Source organism: Eubacterium sp. CAG:161, assembly GCF_000432355.1.
In the GTDB taxonomy this organism is placed as follows: domain Bacteria; phylum Bacillota; class Clostridia; order Lachnospirales; family Lachnospiraceae; genus Eubacterium_G; species Eubacterium_G segne.
Window position 1 is genome coordinate 1 of sequence record NZ_HF991849.1, and the last position, 24,243, is coordinate 24,243.

The window sequence follows — 24,243 nt, forward strand, 5'->3', positions numbered from 1 at the left end:
GATTCGTCCACAATGAATTCTGCCCTTAAAGGAATTGTAGCAGGAATAATGATGGCAGGAATATCATCAGTTCTTGGAATTCTTGGATTTTAGAATCTAAAAACGGAAGAAAAGAGGTGATGAAAGTTGGATATTTTTAATCTGGGACAGCAGATACTTGATTTGCTTGAGATGGTCTTTGGATTCTGGAACAATCAGATATCACTTGTATTTGCTCTCTTAGGACAGTCACCGGTCAGTTTCAAAAGCGGGGGTCCGTGGGGAGTAATACAGAATCTGGAACCAATTTTTGTAGGTGTCGGTTCTTCGCTGGTTGTACTGTTCTTTGTTATTGGTTTTTGCTCGGAGAGTGTGGATGTAAAAGAGGACATGAGGTTTGAAGTTATTCTTCGTATGCTTATGAGAATAGGAATAGCAGAATGGCTTGTAGCAAACAATGTAACAATAATGAAAGCATTTTTTACCTCCGCAGGCAATCTGGTAAAACTTGTCGGAGCAGGAGAAATGGCAGAGCTTACCATAGACAGCGGACAGGCTGAGATTATAAAAAATCTTGGCTTTGGTTCAAGTCTGGTAATGCTGATACTTGCATCAATACTTTCCATTGTCATCATAGTGTGTGGATTTTTCCTGATATATACAGTGTATTTCAGATTCCTAAAGATACTGATTTTAGTACCTTTTGGAGCAATTGCATTTTCAACAGTCAGTGGAAACAGAATGGTAAGCCATACGGCGGTTTCATATGCAAAGTACTTTTTATCAATTGTGTTTGAGGCTGTGACAATGGCACTGGCTATAGTAGTGTGCAATGCACTAATAAGTGCAGGACTTCCGTCATTTACGGGAGAATATGCTGACTGGACTCAGACACTTATATATCTGTGTGAAATGACATTTACAATCGCACTTACAGTAGGAACGGTAAAGGGTGCACAAAATCTTACAAGCAGGGCATTAGGATTATAAAAGTTAGGAGGAGAGAAGATGAACAAAAAGATGAATTATGAATCTAAATGGGGAGATGTAAATGTAGAACTTTCAATGAGCCAGTATACAGACAATGGCAATATTTATCTTGAACTGGTAAATACGGAGGGTGAATATCCGGAACCTTATGGAAACATAACTGTTAATTTAGTGGAAGTACCTAAATACTGCGGATATGTTGATACAAATAACATGCCGGAGATGGAAAAGTTTTTGGAAGAAAATGATTTAGGAGATTTCACGGGAATTACATTAAAAAGCGGTTTTTGCGAGTATCCGCTTTATGTTTTCAATGTGGATAAACTACGAGAGTTATGCCCAAAACAGATGGCTGAATATGAAAAAAACTTTGAGCGTAACAGAGATAAAGAACATGAAAAAGGGCAGGTGAAATAAATGTCAGTGGAAATAAATAAAGATATAGATAAATTTCAGGAATCGGTTGTGTTAGGACTTACAGCAAAACAGCTTATAGCTTCAATTCTAAGTGTGCTGGTGGGTGGAATAATAGTATTCCTTACATATAAAAAAGTAGGTCTTACGTTGTCAGCATATATAGCCATTCCGGTGGTGGCTCCAATAGCTTTAAGCGGATTTTATACATACAACGGAATGAGCTTTATGCAGGTAATGAAAAAAAGAATACAGTTTATGTTTAAAGCAAAACCGTTACTTTATAAGTCCACGGAAAATGCAGAGGAGTTAAAGAAAATCGCAGCACAGATTGAGGAAGAAAAAAGAAAGACGGAAACGGATAATAAATCAGAGTTTAACAAAACAAAAAAGAAAATGATTGTGGTGCTTGCAGTGAGCATCGTGTCAGTAATTGCAGCCATAGGCATTGCCTGTGGCTGTAAATTTTTATAAGGAGGAAATAACATGGGATTATTTACGGATGGGTTTAAGGAATTAAAGAAAGCATCTGAGCCGCTTTACAAAAGTCCTAAATCCATACAGGAAACAATAGAGATAATGGAAGTATCTGAAAGCGGAATCTTTAAGGTACAGCAGAATAAATATTCAAAAACATATAAGTTTATGGATATTAATTATACAACTGCAACTTATGACGAGCAGGAAGAAATATTGCAGAGATACTGTAAATTCTTAAATTCTTTTGACTGTTCTTTTAAGATTACAATCAATAACAAAAACAAAGACATGCAGGATTTGAGAAAGTACATACTTCTTCCATACTTAAATGACGGTTTTGATGATTTCAGAAAAATATATAACAAAATCATAGAGGAGAAGATAAAGGAAGGAAGACAGGGAATAGAGCAGGAAAGATACCTGACCGTAACTGTTGAGAGAAAAACATTTGAAGAGGCAAGGGCACAGTTTGCAACCATAGAAGTAAATATAAGAAAAGCATTTAATGAACTTGGAACTGATATTAAAACATTAACGGGAAATGAAAGACTCCATGTGTTACATGATTTTTACAATATTGGAAAAGAAGATGAGTTTGATTTTGACATAAGGGAAGCAAAACGTGTGGGAAGAGATTTCAGAAATGATTTGTGCAATGGAATGATTAAGTTCCATCAGGATTATTTTGAAACAGAAAATAAGCTTTGCCGGGCATTATTTTTCAAAAAATATCCAAAGAGTTTGTCAGAAGAACTTCTTAATACAATCACAATGATGCCCGTACATATGATAACAAGCATAGATGTTGTTCCGGTTCCAAAAGATATGACTATAAAAGTTTTACAGAAAAAGTATCTGGGAGTGGAATCAGATATTATAAAGCAGCAACAGGTAAGAAACAGAAACAATGATTTTTCAACAGAGATTTCTTATGCAAAGAGAATGGAGAAAAAAGACATTGAAGACATGATGAACAACGTAAGAGAAAATGATGAGAGCATGTTTTATACTTCCGTTAATATAATCGTGATGGCAGACAGTAAGGAAGAACTGGAAAGTGCCTGTGAGACAATTGTAACAATTGGAAAAGGTAATGGAGTTACAATCGACACAAATCAGTTTATGCAGAGGGAAGCGTTAAATACCGTACTTCCAATTGGTGTAAGACAGGTTGAAACAATGAGAACAATGCTTACCAATTCACTTGCTGGTTTAGTTCCTTTTAATGTGCAGGAATTAAATGATGAAGGCGGTAATTATTACGGTATCAATCAGGTGTCAAAGAATATCAATGTTGGAAACAGAAAGAAGCTTATAAATGGAAACGGGTTTGTATTTGGTGTTCCCGGTTCAGGAAAATCCTTTTTCAGCAAAATGGAAATGGGAAGTGTATTTTTAAAAGGAGAAGACGATGTAATCGTAATTGATCCTATGCATGAATACTTTGACATTGCAAAGACTTACGGAGGAACAGTTGTTAATTTATCAACTTATACGGATAACTATGTAAATCCTCTCGATATGGATGTGTGGAATCTGGATGCAAGAGATTCAAAAGGATGGATTAGGGAAAAATGTTCATTTATGTTCGGTTTGTGTGAACAGTGTCTTAATAAACCGCTTACACCACAACAGCGTTCCATTATTGACAGGTGCTTAACGGAGATGTATTTGGATATCGCAAGAAGCAGAGAAAAGTATATTCCGGTAATGTCTGATTTTTATGAAAGACTATTAAACCAGACAGATGCAGATGAAAGAAAGATAGCGAAGGATATTGCCCTTTCTCTTGAAATCTTTGTAAAAGGTTCCTTAAACATTTTTAATAATCAGACAAACGTGGATATGAATAACAGATTTACTGTTTATGGAATAAGAGACTTAGGTCAGGACCTTGCCCCGGTATCTATGCTTATTATGATGGAAGCAATTCAGCAGAGAATTGTTGAGAACGGAAAAAAAGGCAGGGCAACATGGCTTTACATAGATGAATTTCATGTTCTATTAAATTCAGAGTACAGTGCAAAGTATTTACAGCAGTTATGGAAAAAGGTAAGAAAGCAGGGTGGACTATGTACAGGCATAACACAGAACGTTATTGACCTTTTGCAGAACTATACTGCAACAACCATGCTTGCAAACAGTGAGTTTGTGGCAATATTAAAACAGGCAAACACAGATGCAGAAAAGATAGCGGAAGTGGTAGGCGTATCAGAGTCACAGCTTGAATTTGTAAGCAATGCACCGTCAGGCATGGGCCTTATTAAGTGTGGAAATGTGATTATTCCGTTTGATAATACAATAAGCAAAGATACAGATTTATATAAGTTATATAACACGAACATTCATGAGATAATCGAGAATTCTCGATTATCTCATTTATCCAAACCTTAATATTATCTAAACTTTGTTTCAAAAACGACATTAATTATAGCGACATTAAGTCTAAAGGTTTGGATTTTATTTTCCATGGTATGATAAACCAAAAGAAAAAAGGAGGTTAACATACCATGGATTTAACAAATTTACGACAACACCATGAAGAACTTGTCAACCATATGAAGAACTCTGGATATTCCATGAGTTGCATCTATATGTACAAGCGCCAAATCCGTGAAATTCTTGATTTGGATTTGGAATCATGGACTTCGTATCAGGACATTTACCAATATTTTGTGAGCATCTCCTCAAATCAAAAAGACCTAAAGTGGAGACGCTCAGTAATTGGCAGCATTGAATATTTTGATATTTATGGTCTGTTTCCGGACAGACGCAGAATTTGCTCTTTTATTGAACCAAGAGGTGCATATCACTCTCTGAATCATGTTTATCAACAACTAATAGATTACTACAAGACCTATGCTGAGAGAATTGGTAAAACAAAAGACACAACAATAGACAGCGAAAGTCATAGTGGTTCTGTGTTCTTTTATCATTTACAGCAAAGAGGCTGTTGTAATCTGGAATCAACGGAAGAAGATGATGTTTTGTCTTACTTCCTTGATGAATCGGGTAATTTAATCCGCTCCGCCGCTTGTTGTAAAAGTGTTAGAGCAGTTCTAAAAGCAGGCTCAGAGGTTGATCCCATTGGTTGTAAAAAAGTATTACTTTTTCTGCCACATCTGACAGAACATCGAAAAAATATCCAAATGCTCACAGATGATGAAATCTGTAAAATCAATCAATTATTGGATACAGATACACTGTCACTGCGGGATAAAGCCATTATAAATCTTTTGTTGCACACCGGAATAAGAGGAGTAGATATCATCAATTTAAAGTTACAGTCGATTGACTGGAATTCTGATGTTATCCGACTTATTCAATCAAAGACGAAGAAAGAACTTGAACTGCCACTGTTACCATCTGTAGGAAATGCTTTATATGACTATATCACTATAGAGAGACCTAAGTGTTCATTCGATGCTGTATTTATCTCAGCAGTTGTACCATATGAACCACTGAAAGTACAAACAATACGTTGGATTGTTCGTAAGGTGTTTGGTCTTGCCAATATCCGCATGAATAAAGGTGATAGGATAGGCACTCATTTATTCCGCCATCATCTGACTGTTAAACTGTTAGAAAAAGATACTGCTTTACCAGTCATATCAAATATCCTTGGACACACTTCACCGAAGTCAGTAGACCCATATCTGCATACGGATTTTCATCATTTGAAAGAATGTGCCCTAAGCATAGAATCTTATCCTGTGCGAAAGGGGGTGTTTGATATTGACTGAGTTTATATCAAAACTCTCTCCGCTTATGGAGCAGTTTAAAAAATATCGAAAAGCTTCTCAAAAGTGGAGCAGAGATTCTCATTACAAAATGCGTGCATTTGATCGTCACTGCAATGAATTATATCCGGAAAATGATAAACTCACCCAGGAAATGGTTGACAGCTTTTTTGTGAAAAGACCTACTGAAACCATAAACTCTTGCCGGCAACGCTGCTACCTGGTTTCTGAATTTATCAAATATCTTCAGGAAAGAGAACAGACAAATGTTATTGTTCCTGAAAGACCCCGTAAAAGAAGAAACACGTATATACCACATGCATTTTCGCATGAGGAATTATCTGATTTCTTCGAAGCCTGCGATAATCTGAGATATTTACCAAACCGGATTGATATGAAAATACGCAGCATGACAGCTCCTGTGATTTTTCGGTTACTTTATAGCACAGGAATGAGAACAATCGAAGCCCTGTCTTTAAGGTGTGAACATGTTGATCTCACTGAAGGAGTTATCAGTATAGTAGGCACAAAAGGATACAATGAGCACTATATTGTATTGCATGATTCCATGCTGGAACTTATGCAGCAATTCAATCAGAAAATGGATTGTATTTTTCCAGACAGAGAATACTTTTTCGTGTCAAGAGATAATGTCCGCTTTAACAGCAGCTGGTTAAGTGCTAATTTTCGTATTATATGGGATTCTGTTAACAGTTCCCATGCAACTGCCTATGATTTACGACATAACTATGCAATAGAAAATATCAACAGATGGACCAATGAAGGGTTCAATTTCTATGATAAAATCGCATATTTAAGTAAGAGTATGGGGCATGTCACATTAGAAAGTACAAAATACTATTACTCAATTGTTCCTAATCTAAGCAGTATTATGATGAATCAAACAAACGAAACTTTTGATTGGATTGTCCCGGAGGTAAATACAGATGAAGAAATCTACTAACCAAGGCGTATGCATCGCCCGTCACATATCGTTCTTTGTGAACGATTATGTGTCATCCTTTTTAACAGAGAGCGAACACACAATTAAAGCCTATAGATACACACTTACCCTTTACATCATGTACTTAGATGAGAAAAGGGGAATCACTATCAATAGTTTAAGCTCAGACTGTTTTAGCAGATCAGTCATAGAAGAATGGATTCTATGGTTAAAAAATGACCGTAACTGCTGTGCTGCAACCTGCAATAACCGCCTCGCATGTTTGCGGGTATTCCTAAAATATCTTGGAAGTAAAGAAATCGATTATCTATATTTATACCATGATGCGACGTTAATTCCACGATTAAAGGAACCAAAAACCAAGGTAAAAGGCATGAGCAAAAATGCTGTCAAAGCCTTGATGTCAGTACCTGATGTTACCAATAAAACAGGCAGAAGGGATCTTGCACTTATTATCCTGCTTTATGCGACTGCCTGTAGAATAGATGAAGTTCTGTCGCTAAAAAACAAGCAGCTGTATCTGGATGCTGAGAAGCCATATATCACTATCATTGGCAAAGGAACAAAGATTAGAACGATAGGACTTTTACCCAAGGCTGTAGCACATCTTAAAAAGTATTTAGCAGAGTTTCATGGTTCTGCTCCTGATCCTGAAGCCTACGTGTTCTATTCCAGAAATACAGGAATATATGGAAAGCTCACACAACCGGCTATTGGTAAGATGCTTAAAAAGCATGCCGCATGTGCACATGAAATCTGTGATGAGGTTCCGAAGAATCTTCATGCGCATCAGATACGACATGCTAAAGCATCACATTGGCTTGAAGATGGTATGAACATAGTTCAAATATCACTCCTGCTTGGGCATGAGCATCTACAGACCACAATGGTGTATCTGGATATCACAAATGACGAAAAAGCAGCTGCATTAGCAACCCTGGATGATGAAACCTGCAAAAAGGTAACACCAAAGTGGAAAAACACAGATGGTTCGCTTCTTAATCTTTGTGGTTTAAGCTAATCATCATCATTTAAAATCCAAACCTTTTATTAGCAATCAACTGATTTGTTCTGCCATTATTACAAAGGTTTGGATTTTATTTTGGTTTGGATAAACGAAAAGATTGCCGGAAATAAATAATTGACAAATATTTACATTTTTTTTCTTTTATTTTATATTGAAGTATAAGAATGATTACTTATATATTGGGGAAAGGATAATGTATTTATATGTTATACAAAAAAATATTTAAAAATATAAAAAAAGAGAAGAAGGATAGTATAGGATATGTAGATTTGGCACCTAGCAATAATGTAAAACAAGGAGAGGTTTACTTTGCAGCACTCGAATGGGCTTTAAATAATCCTAATATTCACAATTTAGCTATTTCGGGACCGTATGGTTCGGGAAAAAGTAGTATTATAAAATCATATTTAAAAAAGCACCCTAAAATACAAAAAAAAAGTATAAATATATCATTGGCAAATTTTTCAGATGCCTCTACAGATAATGAGGCAAAACATAGCGTTAAAGATAAGGAAAATAAAGAAGAATATAACAACGTAAAAGATAACATTCATAATCGTGAAAGTAAAAAAAAGATTGATGATTCTGAGTTAGAAGAAGGAATACTTAAATTACTCTTTTATAAAGTAAAATACAAAAAAATACCACAAAGTAGATATCGAAAACTGCATAAAGTATCTCGAAGACTTATAGTTTTATTTTTAGTAGCGCTAAGTTTGTTTTTTTCATTGAGTTTATATGTTTTTAGAAAGGATATTATTGATAATTTATTAAAAGTCATTAGCAATTGTACAGAAAAATCAAAAATACCGGTAATATATGGTTATATAATCATTGTGATAGTATTTGTTATTTTGTTATCAATATTATCGTATTTGATATGGCATTTAAAATCGAAGATACATATAAATGAAGTAACCGTTGCCGACAAAGCAACAGCAAAGTTTGGTGCACAAAATGAAAATGCTATTTTTAATAAAAATATGGATGAAATAGTGTATTTTTTTGAAGAAACAAAGTATTCATATGTATTTATCGAGGATTTGGACAGATTTGATAATCTGAATATATTTGTTAAATTACGAGAGTTAAATATTATTTTAAACAATTGTGATTCAATTAACAGAAAAATAGTGTTTATTTATGCGATAAAAGACGATATGTTTTCAAATTGCAATAGGACAAAATTTTTTGAATATATATTGCCAGTGATACCTATAATTAATTCAACTAATTCAGGAGAAGTATTATTAGAAAGAATTAATAATGATATAAAAAGTGGTAATTTAAATGATACAGATATAGATTCCGATTATGTTTTGCTTATGTCTCCTTATGTTGATGATATGAGAATTTTAAACAATACTTATAATGAATTTTTGCTGTATAGACGATTGTTAAAAGAACAACAAGGAATCATAATTAGAGATACAAAACTTTTTGTTTTGATTTTATTTAAAAATTTATATCCAAAAGAATTTTCTGATTTACAAGCAGAAACTGGTATTATTAAGGAGGCATTTGTAATTAAAGATGATGCTAAGAAAACTATAAATATCGAATATGAAACAGAAAAAAAAGAGTTATCAGATAAAATTATATGTGCAGAGAAAGAAATATTAAATGGATTAAGAGAAGTAAAAGAACTAATGTTGGCTTATATGGCAGAAGAAGATAGTATTTTTACTAGGATTTCGATAAATAATCATACAATTTCGAAAGCTCAAATCTTAGAAAAATCTTTTGATGTTAATATTCTAAAAGGGAAAGGAACAGTATATTTTAGAAAAAGTGGTTACGAACATAGTAAGCCATTTGATGGAAAAAGCGCATTTATTGGGGAACATGATTATGTCAAAAGATGTGATAATATTATTTATAAGGAAAAAGACAAGAGAGAGCAGTTGCAAAAGGAAATAGAAGATTTGGAAAGCCATGTTAAAGAAATTGACAGTTATTCTTTGAAACAAATAATTGATAAATGTGGCTCTAATGTACTACCGGAAAAATGTCATCAAAATAAATTTCTGGTATTTCTATTAAGTCAAGGATTTATTGATGAAACATATACTGATTATATGAATTATTTTTATCCAAATAGTATATCTACCATGGATAAAAATTTTATAATAGGAATTAGAGCCCATGAAAAGTATGAATATAGCTATAATTTAAATAGAGTTGATCAGGTTATTAAATTTTTATTACCTTATGAATTTGATAATAAAGAGTTATATAACTATGACTTAATGGATGGATTATTATCTAAGGAAGAATATAAAGAAAAAAGGGACAAAATCATTATTAATATGTCTCAAAATATAGAAGAAAATTGGCAATTTATTGATGGATATTTAGAAAAATCAAAATATCCAGAAAAATTTATGAAAGAGTTGTGTGGAAAGTGTGGAGATGTTTGGGAGTATGTTTATAATAATGAATTGTTGACGGATGAACATAAAGATAAATATGTATCATATATTTGTTGCTTAGATGAGAAAATTTGGAAAAAACAAAATCGTAGTGGAATGATTAATAAGTATTTTACTGAGAATGAAGATAGTTTACAGCGTATGGCAAGTGTTCCAGACAGCAACATAATTAATTTAATACAATACTGTGAAATTGTTTTTTATAATTTGAATATAGAAGGAGTTTCTAATGTAATACTAGAGTGGATATTTGAAAATGGATATTATGAGAATAATTTAAATATGCTCCAATGTATTTTTAAGTATAAAACAGGAAAAGAAAATGAATATTTGTTAATGCGTAATTATACAGAGGTGTTAGAATTGAAATATATGCCACTAATACTTCATATTAAAGAAAATTTTGAAGAATATATTGAAAACATTGTTCTTGGTTTGCCTAATAATAAAGATGAAAAAATAGAAGCTATACTTCAGATGATTGAGAACCAAATTCCTGTGGACAAAATATTAAATATAATTGAAAAAGAAAATGCACTATTGGATAATTTGAGAAGTTGCAAATATAATTATTTGAAAGATGATAATAATAGTTACATTACTGTGTGGCAAAAATGGTTGCAAGAGAATAAAGTAAAGGCAACATGGGATAATATAGAAACATATTGGTCAAGTTGTGGTATTGATAATGTGTTGTGTGACTTTATTCACTGGAATGATGAAATCCTTATAAATGAGGAGATGCCAAACAATATTGATTCATCCTTTACAAAAGAGCTAATAATGTCTGAACTTGAAAAAGAATCTTTTAAAAAAATTATTCAGTTCTTACCTAAAATTTCATGTGAAGATATTATACCTGATATAAATAGTGAACATTTAAAAGTTTTAATACAATTGGCGTATTTTAAATTTGAACCAGTGGTTGCCAAAAGTATATTGATAAATCATAGTTCTGTATATTCAGCTTCATTAATTGCATATAAAAATATGATAATTGACAATAAAGATGACTATGAGGTTCGCGTTGAAGACTTAGATGTAATTATTGAGTGTAATTCTTTATCTGAAAAAGAAAAAATCAAATTTATTGAAAATAGTGATGTTGAGGAATTTGACAATAAGATTTCATTATATCTAAAGGATGTTAAGACAAAAATTTCAAAAAGAACATTCTTTAAAGCATGGGAATGTTTGAATGAGCAAGATAAATATGAGTTGTTTATTAATCAGATATCAGTATTAGATATTGCAGATATATCAGATTGTTTTAAAGCATTAAGTGTTGACTATCAAAGATTTGCAGATACAAGTAGAAGACATGAAGAAGAATTGTATGATACTTCATACAACAGAAGATTAATGGACCATTTAGAAAAAATTGAATACATCACTAGTCAATATACAAAAGAAAAAAAATATTATAACAGTGAGAAAAAAAAGGTAATAGATGTTAATGTTCTGGTCGGAAGAATCAAAAAAAGATAAGATTTTCAACAGTGATATTAGATAAGTTATAGTAATGAAGTACAAAAAATGTTATAATAATGTAAAGGAGGAAGATGTATGATTACTGTGGAAATAGATGAATTAACCCCTTGTTTGAAAGACACGAGTACGGGTGCAATTATAGAAACAGAGGTTATCAGAATCAAGCGTGCGAGTTTTTTAAAAAATTATAATAAGCGCACAGGATGGTATACTAACTGGGCGGAGTTGTTAAAAGAAAATGAAGTATATGCATTGGTAATTAAAGGAACTGTGGATATTCAAGGATTAGTTGCATTATATCCAAGTAAAGATATGCAGGCTGTTTTTGTTACATGGATGTGTACTGCACCAATAAACAATAAGCAACTGGGAAACATTCCTAAATATGCAGGAGTAGGTGGTCATTTATTTGCGATTGCTGCAGATAAATCTCTCCAATGTGGATTTGGAGGTGCTCTTACAGGATTTGCAGCAAACATTGATCTTGCAAAACATTATTGTGATACTTTTAAGGCGGAGCATATAGGAATGTTACATGAATATCAGATTTTCATTGATGAAGGACCGGCACAGGAATTAATGGAGGTGTATGATTATGAATGGACAGATGAAGAGATATAGAGAAAGTTTAAGCAGGACTCCAGGTCCGATTATGCCTAGTCAATTACCAAAAGTAAAGCTAGATATGAGAGGAATGGTAAAATATGCCAGAGAGAAAGGAGTAGAACCAATAAAATTATCTGATAAAGAAAAAGAAAAATTTATGGTTACTAAGTAAAATAATTAAATAATATTGTGTAATTAAGCCATTACAAAGCTAAAAACTTTGTAGTGGCTTTCTTTATGCAGGAGGAAAAATGGAAAAGAAGAAAGAGAAAAAGGAAAGGCATATCCATAGCCGTGATATGCCAAATTTCCGTAGAAACGATACAGATAAAAGAAAGGTTATTAAAGATAAAAAGAAAGTCCTAAGACAAGGAACAGATATGACAGTAAGAACGGGAGTAAAAACCACGCTAGACCAAATGGAAGGCAGTGAGGAAGTAGAAAATGCACTGGTTACTGCGGCAGTTGTTTCAACTCCCATTAGAAAAACTGCAAGTAAGGCAAATAGAACTGTAAAAGAGAAAGCAAAGCGAAAACGTGTAAAAGAGCAGTCTGAAAAAAATGTAAGAGAAAAGCAGAAAAGTGAAAACAGTAAAATACACAGTCAGACGCATAAAGAAGACAGTTATGCAGAGGAAAAGCAAATACACAACAGAGAAAATAGTGTAAAGAAAGATACAACAGGAGGAAATAAAGTAAAATCCGGTAAATCAAACAGTAGTAGTGATAGAGGCAGTCATTCAGCTTCCAAAAGCAGAAAGGTTGCTTTTTTTGTGGAAAAATTAAGAAGTACAGGAATGACAACATCGTTAAATAGTGAAAATCAGAAGTCCGGTGTATCAGACATGATGAAGACAGTTATGATAAAGATTGGTGCTGTGTTACTTCCAATTGTTTTACTTCTGTTTTCCATAGTTGCCATTGCCACAGCGTTGGTAGCCGTAGTTATAGCGGTTATATATAACTCTCCATTTTCTATATTCTTTCCACCATTAGAGAATGGAGATACCGTTATGACAGTCACAAGCCAGTATGTTGCTGAATTTAACAGAGACATCAATACTCTGGTTACTGAACATAAGGACTATGATATTGGAAAAATCGTATACGTGGATTATGAGGGAACAGCATCCACACCATCCAATTACTATGATGTCATGAGTGTATATATGGTTAAATATGGTGTAGGAAATACTGCAACGGTTATGAATGATACAGCAAAAGCAAATCTTAAAACAGTGTTTGATGATATGTGTTCATACACCACATCAACGGGAGAAGAAAAGATTAAAAATGAAGGTGGTAAGAAAGAAAAGAAAAAAGTTTTTTATGTAAATGTTACTTTAAAAACATATCATCAAATGGAAACAGAGTATGGAATGAGTGATGATGAAATAAGTATGCTTAATTCCCTGATGAGTCCTGAAAATATGTCTTCACTGGGTATTACCAGTGGCAGTACGGGAACACAAAACGGAGGGAATAAAAAGTCATCGCTTACGCAGAATGAGATTAATGAGATTTTAAACAAGATAAATGATGAAAAAGCAAAAACAGCAGTGAGTTTTGCATTGTCAAAAGTAGGTTATCCGTACAGTCAGCCACTTAGAAATTCAGGGACACATTTTGACTGTTCATCTTTGGCATATTATTCATGGAACAGTGCCGGCATATCTGTAATGACGGACGGTTCAAATACGGCAGCATCTGAGGCTAAGTGGTGCAGTGATAATGACTGTACTGTGAAAGAAGAAAACCTAAAGCCGGGAGACCTTATATTCTACAGTTATTCAAATAACGGAAGATATAAAAATATAAGTCATGTAGGAATTTATGTCGGAGACGGAAAAATGGTTGAAGCAGTGGATGAGGCAACTGGAGTTGTTATGCAGGATTATCATAATGGTGGTCTGGTTATGATAGGAAGACCGGATAAAAAGAAGAAAAATTAAAATTATTAAGGAAGCAGAGCATAAATTGTTCTGCTTCTTTTGGAACAGGAGGACAAATGAGAGAAACATATATTAAAAACATGGAGTTTTTGATAAGCGAACTTCATAAGGAATGGAATAAAAGCAAAGGAGACAGCAATCAAATTAAAGTATCTTTAAATAAGGCTCATAAATTACGAAGTAAGATTTCAGAACATATAGTAAAACAACAGAAAACTATTAATGAAGACACAAACATTGACTTTGAGGAAAGTATGAAAATGTCAAAAGAAAATTTTGTAATGTTAAGACTGATAAAAAAGATAAACAGAAATATGAAAAAAGGTGAAGAAGAATTTTCTGTAAATCTTGATACAGAAGAATACAATGCATATTTAAAACTTTTAGAATCGAAAGAAGGTGCGTAGCATGGGTAAAAAATATAAAGTGATTTACGCTGATCCCCCCTGGCAGTATCGTGTGTATTCAAAAAAAGGTCAGGGAAGAAGTGCAGAAAATCATTACCATACAATGAATATTGATGACATACGTTCACTTCCGGTGGCTGATATTGCAGATGATGACTGCGTATTATTTTTATGGATTACGTTTCCATGTCTTAAAGAGGGAATTTCCGTAATGGAGAGCTGGGGATTTACATATAAAACCTGTGGCTTTAATTGGGTAAAGAAAAATAAGAAAAAAGATACTTATTTTATGGGGCTAGGATTTTGGACAAGGTCTAATTCTGAAGTGTGTCTAATCGGAACTAAAGGACATCCTAAACGTGTTTCAAAAGCTGTAAGTCAGATATGTGATGCAAGAGTAATGGCACACAGCAAAAAGCCGGATGAAATAAGACAACGTATAGTAGAGCTTTGCGGGAATGTGCCACGCATTGAACTGTTTGCCAGAGAGACAGCTGAAGGTTGGGACTGTCTTGGCGATGAAATTGACGGAAAGGACATAAGAGATGCCTTGAAAGGGGTGATTGAAAATGAGTGCTGATTACAAGGTACAAAGATTATACGACGAGTATATTCATGACATTGTATCCAGTGCAGACAACTGGAAAAACTTTTTAAGAATAACAGGAAGAATTTACAGATATGAGTTTGACAACATACTTATGGTTTATGCACAGCGACCAAATGCAACTCTGGTAGGAGATTATGATTCATGGAAAAAGGTAGGCAGATATGTAAAAAGAGGAAGCAGGGGAATTGCAATATTTTCGTCAAAGATTTTAAAACCACATATGCGATACATTTTTGATATATCTGACACAGGAGGAAAGAACGTTAAACTGACATGGGATTTGAATGGTGATAATCTAAAAAGTCTGGTGGACGAACTGACAGAAGAGGGAAAGATTGAGCCTTATTTAAATGATGACAGAAAAAATTTAGAGAATCTCTTAAAGAACTATACAAAGGAGAACATACGATCTATAATGAAAGAGAAATCCGAAGCAGGGATTTCTGAACTTAACCGGATTACAGGTGGTGTGATTAATGGTGGAGATAATGAAACGCAGGGGCTTACTGTTGAAGAAATGTTATATGAAAGCGTTTTATATGCAGTAGGTACAAGATGTGGATTTGACATGTCCGCTGAAGAACAGGACATGAGTTTTATAATAAATATATCTGATGAAGATGATATTTACCGCTTTGGTTCCCTTGTATGTGACGTATCCTGTAGTGTTCTTAAAGAGTTTAATTACAGAGTAAGACGAATAGAAAAAGAAAGGAGCGTCACAAATGGAAGAAAAGAGAATAACTTATCACGAGGGAGCAGACGGAATGCTGTATCCGAATCTGGAATTGCCACAGGAACAGGAAATAAGCATGACACAGATAGGAAAGTACGGAATGATGGCAGCAGAGTATCTGAAGAAAAACGAGAGGAACAGATACAACACACTGTATCGTCTGGGAAGACTGGCAGAGAAGATGAAGGAAGTGGACACGGAGGCAAACAGCCTGATGGACACACTGATGACGGATTACTTAAAGAAACACAAACCTCAGAATCCTACTTCAACAATGGAAATGTGGAAACTAAGGAATCAGGCAAAGATGATGGCAGAGGAAGTGGTTCTAAATCAGATAGTGTACAGATTTCACTAGAAAATGAATCTGAAAATTCTGACGGACAGATAAATGAAGAATTAAATAAAGAGCTGGATGAAATTAATTCATTTGGAGTATCAGGGGAAGCAGGCTTTGAGCAGGCTTCCTTTTTATTTGATGATAATACTAAAGAAATAACAGTTGCAGACAGTAAAAAGCCTTTGTCTACTCAAAGAAAAAGATATACCTATATGGAACCGAAAAAAGAGCGTGTAGTTCCTCATGACTACATTGTTTCAGTTCTCTTAAGAGGAACCGGATTTGTGGGAGGAAAGGAAAGAGTATATAAAATTTATCAGACAGTGGACAGCCCATCAGAAAGAGCAAAACTTATAAAAAAGGAATTTGGTCTTGGAGGAGCAGGCTGGCCAATTGATGGCTATGGTTTACATGGATATGATACTTTTAAGCCTCAGGGAATGAGATTTCAGTGGAGAGATGCTGAAGGAGAAAAAGAAGGATATGTAAGCTGGAATACTGTTGAGGAAGAATTAAGGGTTCTGATAAACAAAGGAGAATATTATCAGGAGATAATTGAGGAAGAAATAATCGGTGAGTATGATATTCCAGATGAAGTGTTTGAAATGGGTAAAAAGCCCATACCTGACATGGAACGAGACATTGAAAAGAAAGACTTTCATTACAATCTGTGGGAAATTGAAACAGGAGGTTCTAAAACAAGGTATCAGTGGAATGTTGAAGCAATAAAAACATTAAAGCAGATTGAAAAAGAAGAAAGAATTGCAACAGATGATGAACAGAAAATACTTTCACATTATGCAGGCTGGGGTGGAATCCCGGAAGTGTTTGACGAAAAGAATGATTTATGGAGAAGGGAGTATAAAGAATTAAAAGAAATTCTTACCCCGGCAGAATATGAAAATGCAAGGGCAAGTGTTAACAATGCTTTTTACACTTCTCCTGACATTGCCATGTGCATTAACCAGGCACTTGCAAACTTTGGAGTAACAAAGGGAAACATTCTTGAACCGTCTATGGGCATTGGAAATTTTTTCGGCAGTATGCCTGATGCAATGCAAAATTGCAAACTTTACGGTGTGGAAATGGACGATGTTACAGGAAGAATAGCAAAACAGTTATATCAGAACGCAAACATTACAATTGCAGGATTTGAAGATACAAAGTTTCAGGATAACTTTTTTGATGCTGCAGTCGGTAATGTACCCTTTGGAGATTATAAAGTATATGATCCAAAGTACAATAAGTTAAACTTTCGTGTACATGATTATTTTCTGGCAAAGGCGTTGGACCAGATAAGACCGGGAGGAATAGCGGCATTTATTACAACGAAGGGCACAATGGACAAGGCAAACCCGAATGTAAGAAGATACCTTGCACAGAGGGCAGAATTAATCGGTGCAATTAGACTTCCTAATACTGCATTTAAAGAACATGCAGGAACGGAAGTAACATCAGACATTTTGTTTTTTAAAAAAAGGGAACGACAGATAGACATTGAACCAGACTGGGTACATCTTGGATATACAAAAGATGGCATACCGGTTAATTCATATTTTGTGGAGCACCCAGATATGATGCTTGGGACAATGGAGTATGATACAGGAAGATTTGGAGATAAGAGCAGATATACCATATGTGTAAATCATGAAGAAAATTTTAATATCTATGAAAGCTTAAGCAGTGCAATAGGAAAACTTGATGCAACTGTAACAGACTTTGAAATTGAAGAACCGGAAGAAAATGAGGAGATAATTGAGGCAAATCCTGATGTTAGAAATTTCACATATACTTTTTTAGACGGTAAGTTGTATTTCAGACAAAACTCCCAGATGTATTTAAAGGAGTATTCAAGGACAACTGAGGAAAGGATAAAAGTTCTTGATGAGATAAGAAAACTTACAAGAAATCTTATTGACATACAGACTAAAGGATGCAGTGAGGAAGAATTAAAAAACTGTCAGGAGATATTAAATGATAAGTATGATGAGTTTGTAAATAAATATGGTGCGATTACATCAAAGGCAAATGACAGGGCATTTCGTGATGATGCTGACTATCCTCTTCTGTGTTCTCTTGAAAACGTGGATGAAGACGGGAAGGTTACAAAGGCTGACATGTTTTACAAACAGACAATTAAACCGGAGGTGACGATAGACAGAGTTGAAACTGCAGTGGAAGCCCTTAACATTTCAATAAGTGAATATGGAGAGGTAAACATTCCGTTTATGCTTAGTATATATACACCTGACATAAATGGATATGGCGAAGATAAGAATAACAATTTTTCAGATGAGAATAGGTCAGATGATGCAGAGAGACAAAAACTAATAGAAGAACTAAGAGGACTAATCTTTTTAAATCCCTCAAGATATAATGAAAACAATATGGATGAGGGGTGGGAGACGGCAGACGAATATTTGTCAGGAAACGTAAGAAGTAAGCTTGCATTGGCAGAAAAGTATGCTGAAGAAACTCCTGAAATATTTAGAATAAATGCAGAAGAACTTAAAAAGGTTCAGCCTAAAGATTTGGATGCATCTGAAATAGATGTAAGGATAGGTACAACATGGATTGAAGAACAGGATTATGAGCAGTTTATTTATGAACTTCTAGGAACACCAAGACGTGCAAAGGCAATAAGAAGTGCTTATTATTCATCCGGAATAATGGTTCATCTGAATAAATACAGTATGGAATGGTTTATAGAAAATAAATCGATGGATAAGCATTCTGTGGCAGCTTCCAAAACATATGGAACAAGCCGCATGGATGCTTATTCTATTTTCGAGGCAAGTCTTAATTTAAAGACCGTAACTGTAAAAGACAGGGTGGATGACGGTGACGGTAAATACCATTATGTTGTAAATAAAAATGAAACAATGCTTGCAAGGGAAAAACAAAATCTGATTAAGGAGAAATTTAAGGAGTGGATATTTGCAGAACCGGAAAGAAGAAAGAAATATGTGGATTATTATAATCAGACATTCAACAATACAAGACTTCGTGAATATGACGGTTCAAGCCTGACTTTTCCTGGAATGAATCCTGAGATTGAATTAAGAACCCATCAGAAAAATGCAGTTGCAAGAATATTGTTTGGAGGAAATACATTGCTCGCCCATTGTGTTGGAGCAGGAAAATCATTTGAAATGATGGCAGCATGTATGGAACAGAAAAGATTAGGTCTTGCAAACAAAACAGCAATGATTGTTCCTAAAGCATTAATAAATCAAACTGCATCTGAATTTCTACGTTTGTATCCGTCTGCAAACATACTGGTTGCAACAGAACGTGATTTTGAAAAAAGCAGGAGACAGCAGTTTATATCAAGGATAGCCACAGGAGACTATGACTGCATTATTATGTCCCATTCCCAGTTTGAAAAAATTCCAATCTCAAAAGAGAGAAAGGAAAGAATGTTAAATGAGCAAATAGAACAGATTTCTTATGCCATAGATGAGACAAAAGAAAAGAACGGCGAAAGATGGACTGTAAAACAAATGGAAGCCCAGAAAAAAAGACTAAAAGAGCAGTTAAAGACTCTTACAGATGAGCAGAGAAAAGATGACCTGATAACATTTGAAGAATTAGGCATTGACTGTCTTATGGTGGATGAAGCACATAATTACAAAAACCTTGCCATATTTTCAAAGATTAATAATGTATCAGGCATCAGCAGTTCGGGAGCAAAGAAAGCAACAGACATGCAGCTTAAATGTCAGTATATAAATGAGATAAATCCGGGAAGAGGAATTGTATTTGCCACCGGAACACCTATAAGCAATACAATGTGTGAAATGTATGTAATGCAAAGCTATCTGCAGAAGGATACATTGGAAGAAAAGGGAATATATCATTTTGATTCATGGGCAGCAAACTTCGGTGAGATTACAACAGCACTTGAACTTACAGTTGAAGGAAGCGGTTTTCGTATGAAAAGCAGATTTAATAAGTTTACCAATCTGCCGGAGCTTATGAACATATTTAAACAGGTTGCTGATGTACAGACACAGGATATGCTGGAGCTTGATGTTCCTAAATTAAGAGATGGAAAGTACATCATTGTGGAATCAGAGCCTGATTGGTATGTCAAACAGGTAATGGAAGATTTTGTGGTAAGGGCAGAGCGTATTAGAAATGGTGGCGTAGATTCAAGTGTTGATAACTTTTTAAAGATAACTCACGAAGCAAGATTGCTTGGAACGGATGCAAGACTTCTTGATAAGGATGCTCCCAACAATCCTGACGGAAAACTTAATAAGGTAGTACAAAATGTGTTCTACGAATATGACAGGGCGAACAGTGAAGGGAAAATAGGCTGTCAGCTTGTTTTTTCAGATATTGGAACACCCGGAGGAAAAGAGTTTGATGTATACAATTACGTAAAGTCTGAACTTGTAAAAAAAGGAATACCTGAAAATGAAATAGCATTTATCCATGATGCAAAAACAGATGCACAAAGATATATCTTATTTAAGGAAATGAGAACAGGTAAAAAGAAGGTACTTATAGGCTCAACAGACAAATGTGGTACGGGAGTAAATGTTCAGACACATCTTGTAGCAATGCACCATATAGACTGTCCGTGGAAACCGTCAAGTATTGAACAGAGAGAGGGAAGAGGAATAAGACAGGGCAATTTGAATGAAGAAGTTGCAGTATACAGATATGTTACAAAAGAAACTTTTGATGCATACTCCTGGTCACTTGTGGAGAACAAACAGAGATTCATAAGTCAGGTAATGACCAACAAGGCAGTATCAAGAACATGTGAAGACATAGATGAGGCAACATTGTCTTATGCAGAGATAAAGGCAGTTGCAACAGGTAATCCACTGATAAAGGAAAAGATGGAACTTGATAATGAATTGCAGAGATTAAAGCTGTTAAAGGCTAATTACGACAGCCAGAGATATACTTTTCAGGATAACTTTATTATTAAGTATCCGAAACTGATTCAGGCTGCAGAAGAAAAACTTAAGTGTGTAAAATATGACATTGAAGCAAGAGATAAGGAATTATTAAAAGGTGATGAATTTGCCATAACCATAGGTAAGATTACATATGATGAGCGAAGTGAAGGCGGTACCGCATTGCTTGAAGCAGTAAGCAAGAGCAAAAGCGGAGATACTTATGAGATTGGAAGTTTTAGAGGTTTTGCCCTGTTAGTAGAAAAGAACTATATGGGCATTAATTATATGATACTTCGTGGAAAGACAGAGTATAAGGCTGAAATGTCAACAAGCCCCGTGGGAAATATGATAAAACTTGACAACCTGTTTAATAACTTAAATGAAAATGAAGAATTTCTCAAAAAGAAGATTGAACAGTATAAGAGAGATATGGAGTCATCAAAGAGCGAGTATGAGAAGCCTTTTGCCTATGAAAAAGAATTAAGTGACAAGCAAAAGAGGCAGGCAGAATTAAACGCAATGCTTGATTTGGAAAAGAACATTGATGAAGAAATATGTGTGTCAGAACAGACAAATTTGAAAGTATCAGAGAATGAGAAGAACACATATACCGTAAACAAAGACAGTAAAACACAGGATATGAGTGAATATCCTGATGAAAGCAACAGGGATGGCAGATAGCTGTCCCTTTTTTAGTAACAAGAAATTTTAAAGCATAGCATAAATTATGCGGAAAAGGAGTAGAAGATGAAATATACAGTAAAAGTAAATAAGGTAAGAAAAAATGAAGGAAATTTAAGAGGATTTGCGACAGTAGTATTTGGAGAGTCATTTAAAGTGACAAACATTGCAATCCTTGAAAACAGTGAAGGCAATTTATTCGTATCTATGCCAAGATACAGAAGAAGTGAAGTGGATGAAAAGAATAATTATATTTATAAAGACATATGCAATCCAATAACAAGAGAGTTTAGAACAGAATTATATGATGCAATACTTGACGGATATAAAAACGCAGGAAATGAAAACAGAGAGGTGGCAAAAGAAACAAATGATCTGGAAATGCCAACGTTTGCTGTGAAGGTAACACCGTATGAGAGAGAAGGTAGTAACATAAAAGGACTGGCAAGAATATATCTTGATGACAGTTTTGTAATCAATAATGTATCAGTCATTCAGGGCAAAAATGATGTATTTGTGGCAATGCCTTCTTACAAAACAAAACAGACGGATAAGGAAGGAAAGGCAGTATATCAGGACATATGTTTTCCTATAACAAAGGAGTTTAGAGAAAGATTATATGGAGAGATTGTTGAAACGTACAAGGAAGAAAAGGCAAAAGCTGTAGATGGTTCTCATCCCATAAAAGAAGATGAATTTATGCAGGTGCATGATAAGGAAGAAGGTTTGCCAATAAGATAGATTAAGCTTTTAGTTTGATTTTAGATCTGGAAACAGATAATATAATTTTTATTATTCTCAATTATGAGCAGCTTGATTTTTAGTTAAAGAGAATAAAAACTGGTAATATTCGTTGTAAGAACATTGGATATTACCAGTTTACATATTTTTTGTACAGATTATTTAATTGCAATTAAATATTATGTATACAACATTTTTTGTTTTTCATTTTTTCAAAAACAACCAGAATGGCTGACAGATTAATAGATGTAAAAAATGTAGTAGAATATAGAAAATGTTCTGTTAAAAATAAAATAATTCCCACGCAAACAATTATTAATAAAATGATACGCTTTATCTTAGTATATTGAATAATTTCATAGTCATCCAAAGAACGCACCTGGTTACCTTTTGTTTTTGTACAAAACAAGTAAAGAAAATTCACCAAAGATATTACCAGAAAAATGACAATATTTTCGTAAAAATAATTCTGAATAACCAGCAAACTGGTAATGATAATGTTGGAATATATATAGCAAAGATAACGAGATTTACAGTGTATTCCCCCACAGTATGAACGTAATGGTACAAACGAAATAAGAAAAACAGCAAATTATCTGTCTTGTGGACGATGCATAAAAGAAAAAATGGGACTATCCCAAAGTTTGGAGGTTTTATTTATAGCAAGAAAAAATGACAGCCCACAAAAAGCAACAATGAGAGAACTGATGCGTGATTATCTGAAAAACAATGATATCAGCATCAAAAATGGTACAGATGTGAATGCCGTTATGCGTGATATGATGTCTGTTCTACTGGAAGGAGCTCTGGACGAAGAACTGGATGAGAAATTCGGATATTCCGAGTATGATTACCGAAATAAGAATACGGATAACAGCCGTAATGGGCACTCTCAGAAAACCATGCATACCAGTTATGGTAACATGGATATTGCAATCCCACGTGACCGAAACGGTGAATACGCACCACAGCTCATCAAAAAATACCAAAATACCGTAACTTAGGACATGGAAGAAAAGATTCTTTTCATGTATGCAAAAGGCATGACTACCGGAGATATCGAATCCCACTTAAAGGAACTCTATGACTTTGATATTTCCGACAGCACCATCAGCCGTATTACGGACAAAATACTTCCTCTTGTAAAAGAATGGCAGGAACGTCCCTTAGAGGAAGTTTATGCCGTGTTGTTTATGGACGCTATTCACTACCATGTACGCAGCGAAGGCCGTATCGTTAAAAGGGCGGTTTACATAGCTCTCGGTATTGATATGAACGGAAGAAAAGATGTCCTTGGAATGTATGTTGGCGAAAATGAGAGTGCAAAATTCTGGCTTTCCATCATGAACGGATTAAAGAATCGTGGTGTGGAGAATATTCTTATCGCCTGTGTGGATGGTCTGAACGGATTCCCTCAGGCAATCGAAGCGGTATATCTACAGATAGAGGTACAGCAGTGTATCATTCACCAGATTTGCAATTCCACAAAGTTTGTCTCCTACAAAGATATCAAAAGTCTGATGGCTGACTTAAAGCATGTATATGCTGCACTAACCGAAGAAACGGCTTTAAATGAACGGAGCTGTTCAGAGACAAATGGGATGAAAAATATCCAAAAATTTATAAGTCATGACATGATAACTGGGCACCCCTGTCAACCTATTTCAAATATCCGGAAGCTGTCAGACGGCTTATTTACACAACGAATGCTATCGAAGGTTTTAACCGCCAGCTCCG

At 34.5% G+C, this 24,243-nt stretch carries 16 protein-coding genes and 2 pseudogenes; 17 read left to right on the top strand and 1 reads right to left on the bottom strand.

Going from position 1 to position 24,243, the window contains the following annotated elements:
• The first annotated feature begins 126 nt into the window (after positions 1 to 126).
• The 16 genes from Q5O30_RS01640 (at position 127) to Q5O30_RS01715 (ending at position 22,506) form a co-directional block, all read left to right on the top strand.
• A complete protein-coding gene (locus Q5O30_RS01640; protein WP_021952019.1) occupies positions 127 to 969 on the top strand; it encodes a hypothetical protein in 843 nt (280 codons plus the stop codon).
• Positions 970 to 987: 18 nt separating this feature from the next.
• A complete protein-coding gene (locus Q5O30_RS01645; RefSeq protein WP_005363089.1) occupies positions 988 to 1,386 on the top strand; it encodes a DUF4313 domain-containing protein in 399 nt (132 codons plus the stop codon).
• On the top strand, positions 1,387 to 1,857 hold the full coding sequence (locus Q5O30_RS01650) for a PrgI family protein (RefSeq protein ID WP_021952020.1): 471 nt from the start codon (positions 1,387 to 1,389) through the stop codon (positions 1,855 to 1,857).
• Positions 1,858 to 1,869: 12 nt separating this feature from the next.
• Positions 1,870 to 4,257 carry a VirB4-like conjugal transfer ATPase, CD1110 family gene (locus Q5O30_RS01655; protein WP_021952021.1) on the top strand — a complete coding sequence of 796 codons (2,388 nt, stop codon included), beginning with the start codon at positions 1,870 to 1,872 and terminating at the stop codon, positions 4,255 to 4,257.
• Positions 4,258 to 4,373: 116 nt separating this feature from the next.
• Complete coding sequence (locus Q5O30_RS01660) at positions 4,374 to 5,606, top strand: tyrosine-type recombinase/integrase (RefSeq protein WP_021952022.1); 1,233 nt, start codon at positions 4,374 to 4,376, stop codon at positions 5,604 to 5,606.
• Between the two features lie 88 nt (positions 5,607 to 5,694).
• On the top strand, positions 5,695 to 6,567 hold the full coding sequence (locus Q5O30_RS01665) for a tyrosine-type recombinase/integrase (RefSeq protein WP_302674519.1): 873 nt from the start codon (positions 5,695 to 5,697) through the stop codon (positions 6,565 to 6,567).
• Positions 6,551 to 7,588, top strand: a complete 1,038-nt coding sequence (locus Q5O30_RS01670) for a tyrosine-type recombinase/integrase (protein ID WP_021952024.1) — start codon at positions 6,551 to 6,553, stop codon at positions 7,586 to 7,588. The genes Q5O30_RS01665 and Q5O30_RS01670 overlap by 17 nt, the downstream gene beginning before the upstream one ends.
• Positions 7,589 to 7,797: 209 nt before the next feature.
• Positions 7,798 to 11,514, top strand: coding sequence for a hypothetical protein (locus Q5O30_RS01675; RefSeq protein WP_021952025.1), 3,717 nt, complete (start codon positions 7,798 to 7,800; stop codon positions 11,512 to 11,514).
• A gap of 78 nt (positions 11,515 to 11,592) precedes the next feature.
• Entirely contained in the window at positions 11,593 to 12,138 is a 546-nt protein-coding gene (locus Q5O30_RS01680) for a hypothetical protein (protein ID WP_021952026.1), read from the top strand.
• Positions 12,113 to 12,295, top strand: a complete 183-nt coding sequence (locus tag Q5O30_RS01685) for a hypothetical protein (RefSeq protein ID WP_021952027.1) — start codon at positions 12,113 to 12,115, stop codon at positions 12,293 to 12,295. The genes Q5O30_RS01680 and Q5O30_RS01685 overlap by 26 nt, the downstream gene beginning before the upstream one ends.
• 79 nt (positions 12,296 to 12,374) lie before the next feature.
• On the top strand, positions 12,375 to 14,075 hold the full coding sequence (locus tag Q5O30_RS01690) for a C40 family peptidase (RefSeq protein WP_021952028.1): 1,701 nt from the start codon (positions 12,375 to 12,377) through the stop codon (positions 14,073 to 14,075).
• A 56-nt stretch (positions 14,076 to 14,131) separates the two neighbouring features.
• Positions 14,132 to 14,482, top strand: coding sequence for a hypothetical protein (locus Q5O30_RS01695; protein WP_021952029.1), 351 nt, complete (start codon positions 14,132 to 14,134; stop codon positions 14,480 to 14,482).
• 1 nt (position 14,483) lies between these two features.
• A complete protein-coding gene (locus tag Q5O30_RS01700) occupies positions 14,484 to 15,062 on the top strand; it encodes an MT-A70 family methyltransferase (RefSeq protein WP_021952030.1) in 579 nt (192 codons plus the stop codon).
• A 797-nt stretch (positions 15,063 to 15,859) separates the two neighbouring features.
• Positions 15,860 to 16,186, top strand: a complete 327-nt coding sequence (locus Q5O30_RS01705; RefSeq protein ID WP_302674521.1) for a TnpV protein — start codon at positions 15,860 to 15,862, stop codon at positions 16,184 to 16,186.
• Positions 16,187 to 19,209: 3,023 nt separating this feature from the next.
• Entirely contained in the window at positions 19,210 to 21,765 is a 2,556-nt protein-coding gene (locus Q5O30_RS01710; RefSeq protein WP_302674522.1) for a helicase-related protein, read from the top strand.
• A 66-nt stretch (positions 21,766 to 21,831) separates the two neighbouring features.
• Complete coding sequence (locus Q5O30_RS01715) at positions 21,832 to 22,506, top strand: SpoVG family protein (protein WP_021952032.1); 675 nt, start codon at positions 21,832 to 21,834, stop codon at positions 22,504 to 22,506.
• A gap of 172 nt (positions 22,507 to 22,678) precedes the next feature.
• Here the strand turns inward: Q5O30_RS01715 and Q5O30_RS11670 are convergent.
• A pseudogene (locus tag Q5O30_RS11670) lies at positions 22,679 to 23,086 on the bottom strand (accessory gene regulator B family protein); the annotation flags it as partial.
• A gap of 115 nt (positions 23,087 to 23,201) precedes the next feature.
• Between Q5O30_RS11670 and Q5O30_RS01720 the strand changes: the two are divergent.
• A pseudogene (locus tag Q5O30_RS01720) lies at positions 23,202 to 24,243 on the top strand (IS256 family transposase); the annotation flags it as partial.

Excerpts from the sequence above, each read along its gene's own strand:
- Q5O30_RS01645 (WP_005363089.1), top strand. The coding sequence starts at position 988 with ATGAACAAAAAGATGAATTATGAATCTAAATGGGGAGATGTAAATGTA.
- Q5O30_RS01650 (WP_021952020.1), top strand. The coding sequence starts at position 1,387 with ATGTCAGTGGAAATAAATAAAGATATAGATAAATTTCAGGAATCGGTT.
- Q5O30_RS01655 (WP_021952021.1), top strand. The coding sequence starts at position 1,870 with ATGGGATTATTTACGGATGGGTTTAAGGAATTAAAGAAAGCATCTGAG.
- Q5O30_RS01660 (WP_021952022.1), top strand. The coding sequence starts at position 4,374 with ATGGATTTAACAAATTTACGACAACACCATGAAGAACTTGTCAACCAT.
- Q5O30_RS01665 (WP_302674519.1), top strand. The coding sequence starts at position 5,695 with ATGCGTGCATTTGATCGTCACTGCAATGAATTATATCCGGAAAATGAT.
- Q5O30_RS01670 (WP_021952024.1), top strand. The coding sequence starts at position 6,551 with ATGAAGAAATCTACTAACCAAGGCGTATGCATCGCCCGTCACATATCG.
- Q5O30_RS01675 (WP_021952025.1), top strand. The coding sequence starts at position 7,798 with ATGTTATACAAAAAAATATTTAAAAATATAAAAAAAGAGAAGAAGGAT.
- Q5O30_RS01680 (WP_021952026.1), top strand. The coding sequence starts at position 11,593 with ATGATTACTGTGGAAATAGATGAATTAACCCCTTGTTTGAAAGACACG.
- Q5O30_RS01685 (WP_021952027.1), top strand. The coding sequence starts at position 12,113 with ATGAATGGACAGATGAAGAGATATAGAGAAAGTTTAAGCAGGACTCCA.
- Q5O30_RS01690 (WP_021952028.1), top strand. The coding sequence starts at position 12,375 with ATGGAAAAGAAGAAAGAGAAAAAGGAAAGGCATATCCATAGCCGTGAT.
- Q5O30_RS01695 (WP_021952029.1), top strand. The coding sequence starts at position 14,132 with ATGAGAGAAACATATATTAAAAACATGGAGTTTTTGATAAGCGAACTT.
- Q5O30_RS01700 (WP_021952030.1), top strand. The coding sequence starts at position 14,484 with ATGGGTAAAAAATATAAAGTGATTTACGCTGATCCCCCCTGGCAGTAT.
- Q5O30_RS01705 (WP_302674521.1), top strand. The coding sequence starts at position 15,860 with ATGCTGTATCCGAATCTGGAATTGCCACAGGAACAGGAAATAAGCATG.
- Q5O30_RS01710 (WP_302674522.1), top strand. The coding sequence starts at position 19,210 with ATGAATCCTGAGATTGAATTAAGAACCCATCAGAAAAATGCAGTTGCA.
- Q5O30_RS01715 (WP_021952032.1), top strand. The coding sequence starts at position 21,832 with ATGAAATATACAGTAAAAGTAAATAAGGTAAGAAAAAATGAAGGAAAT.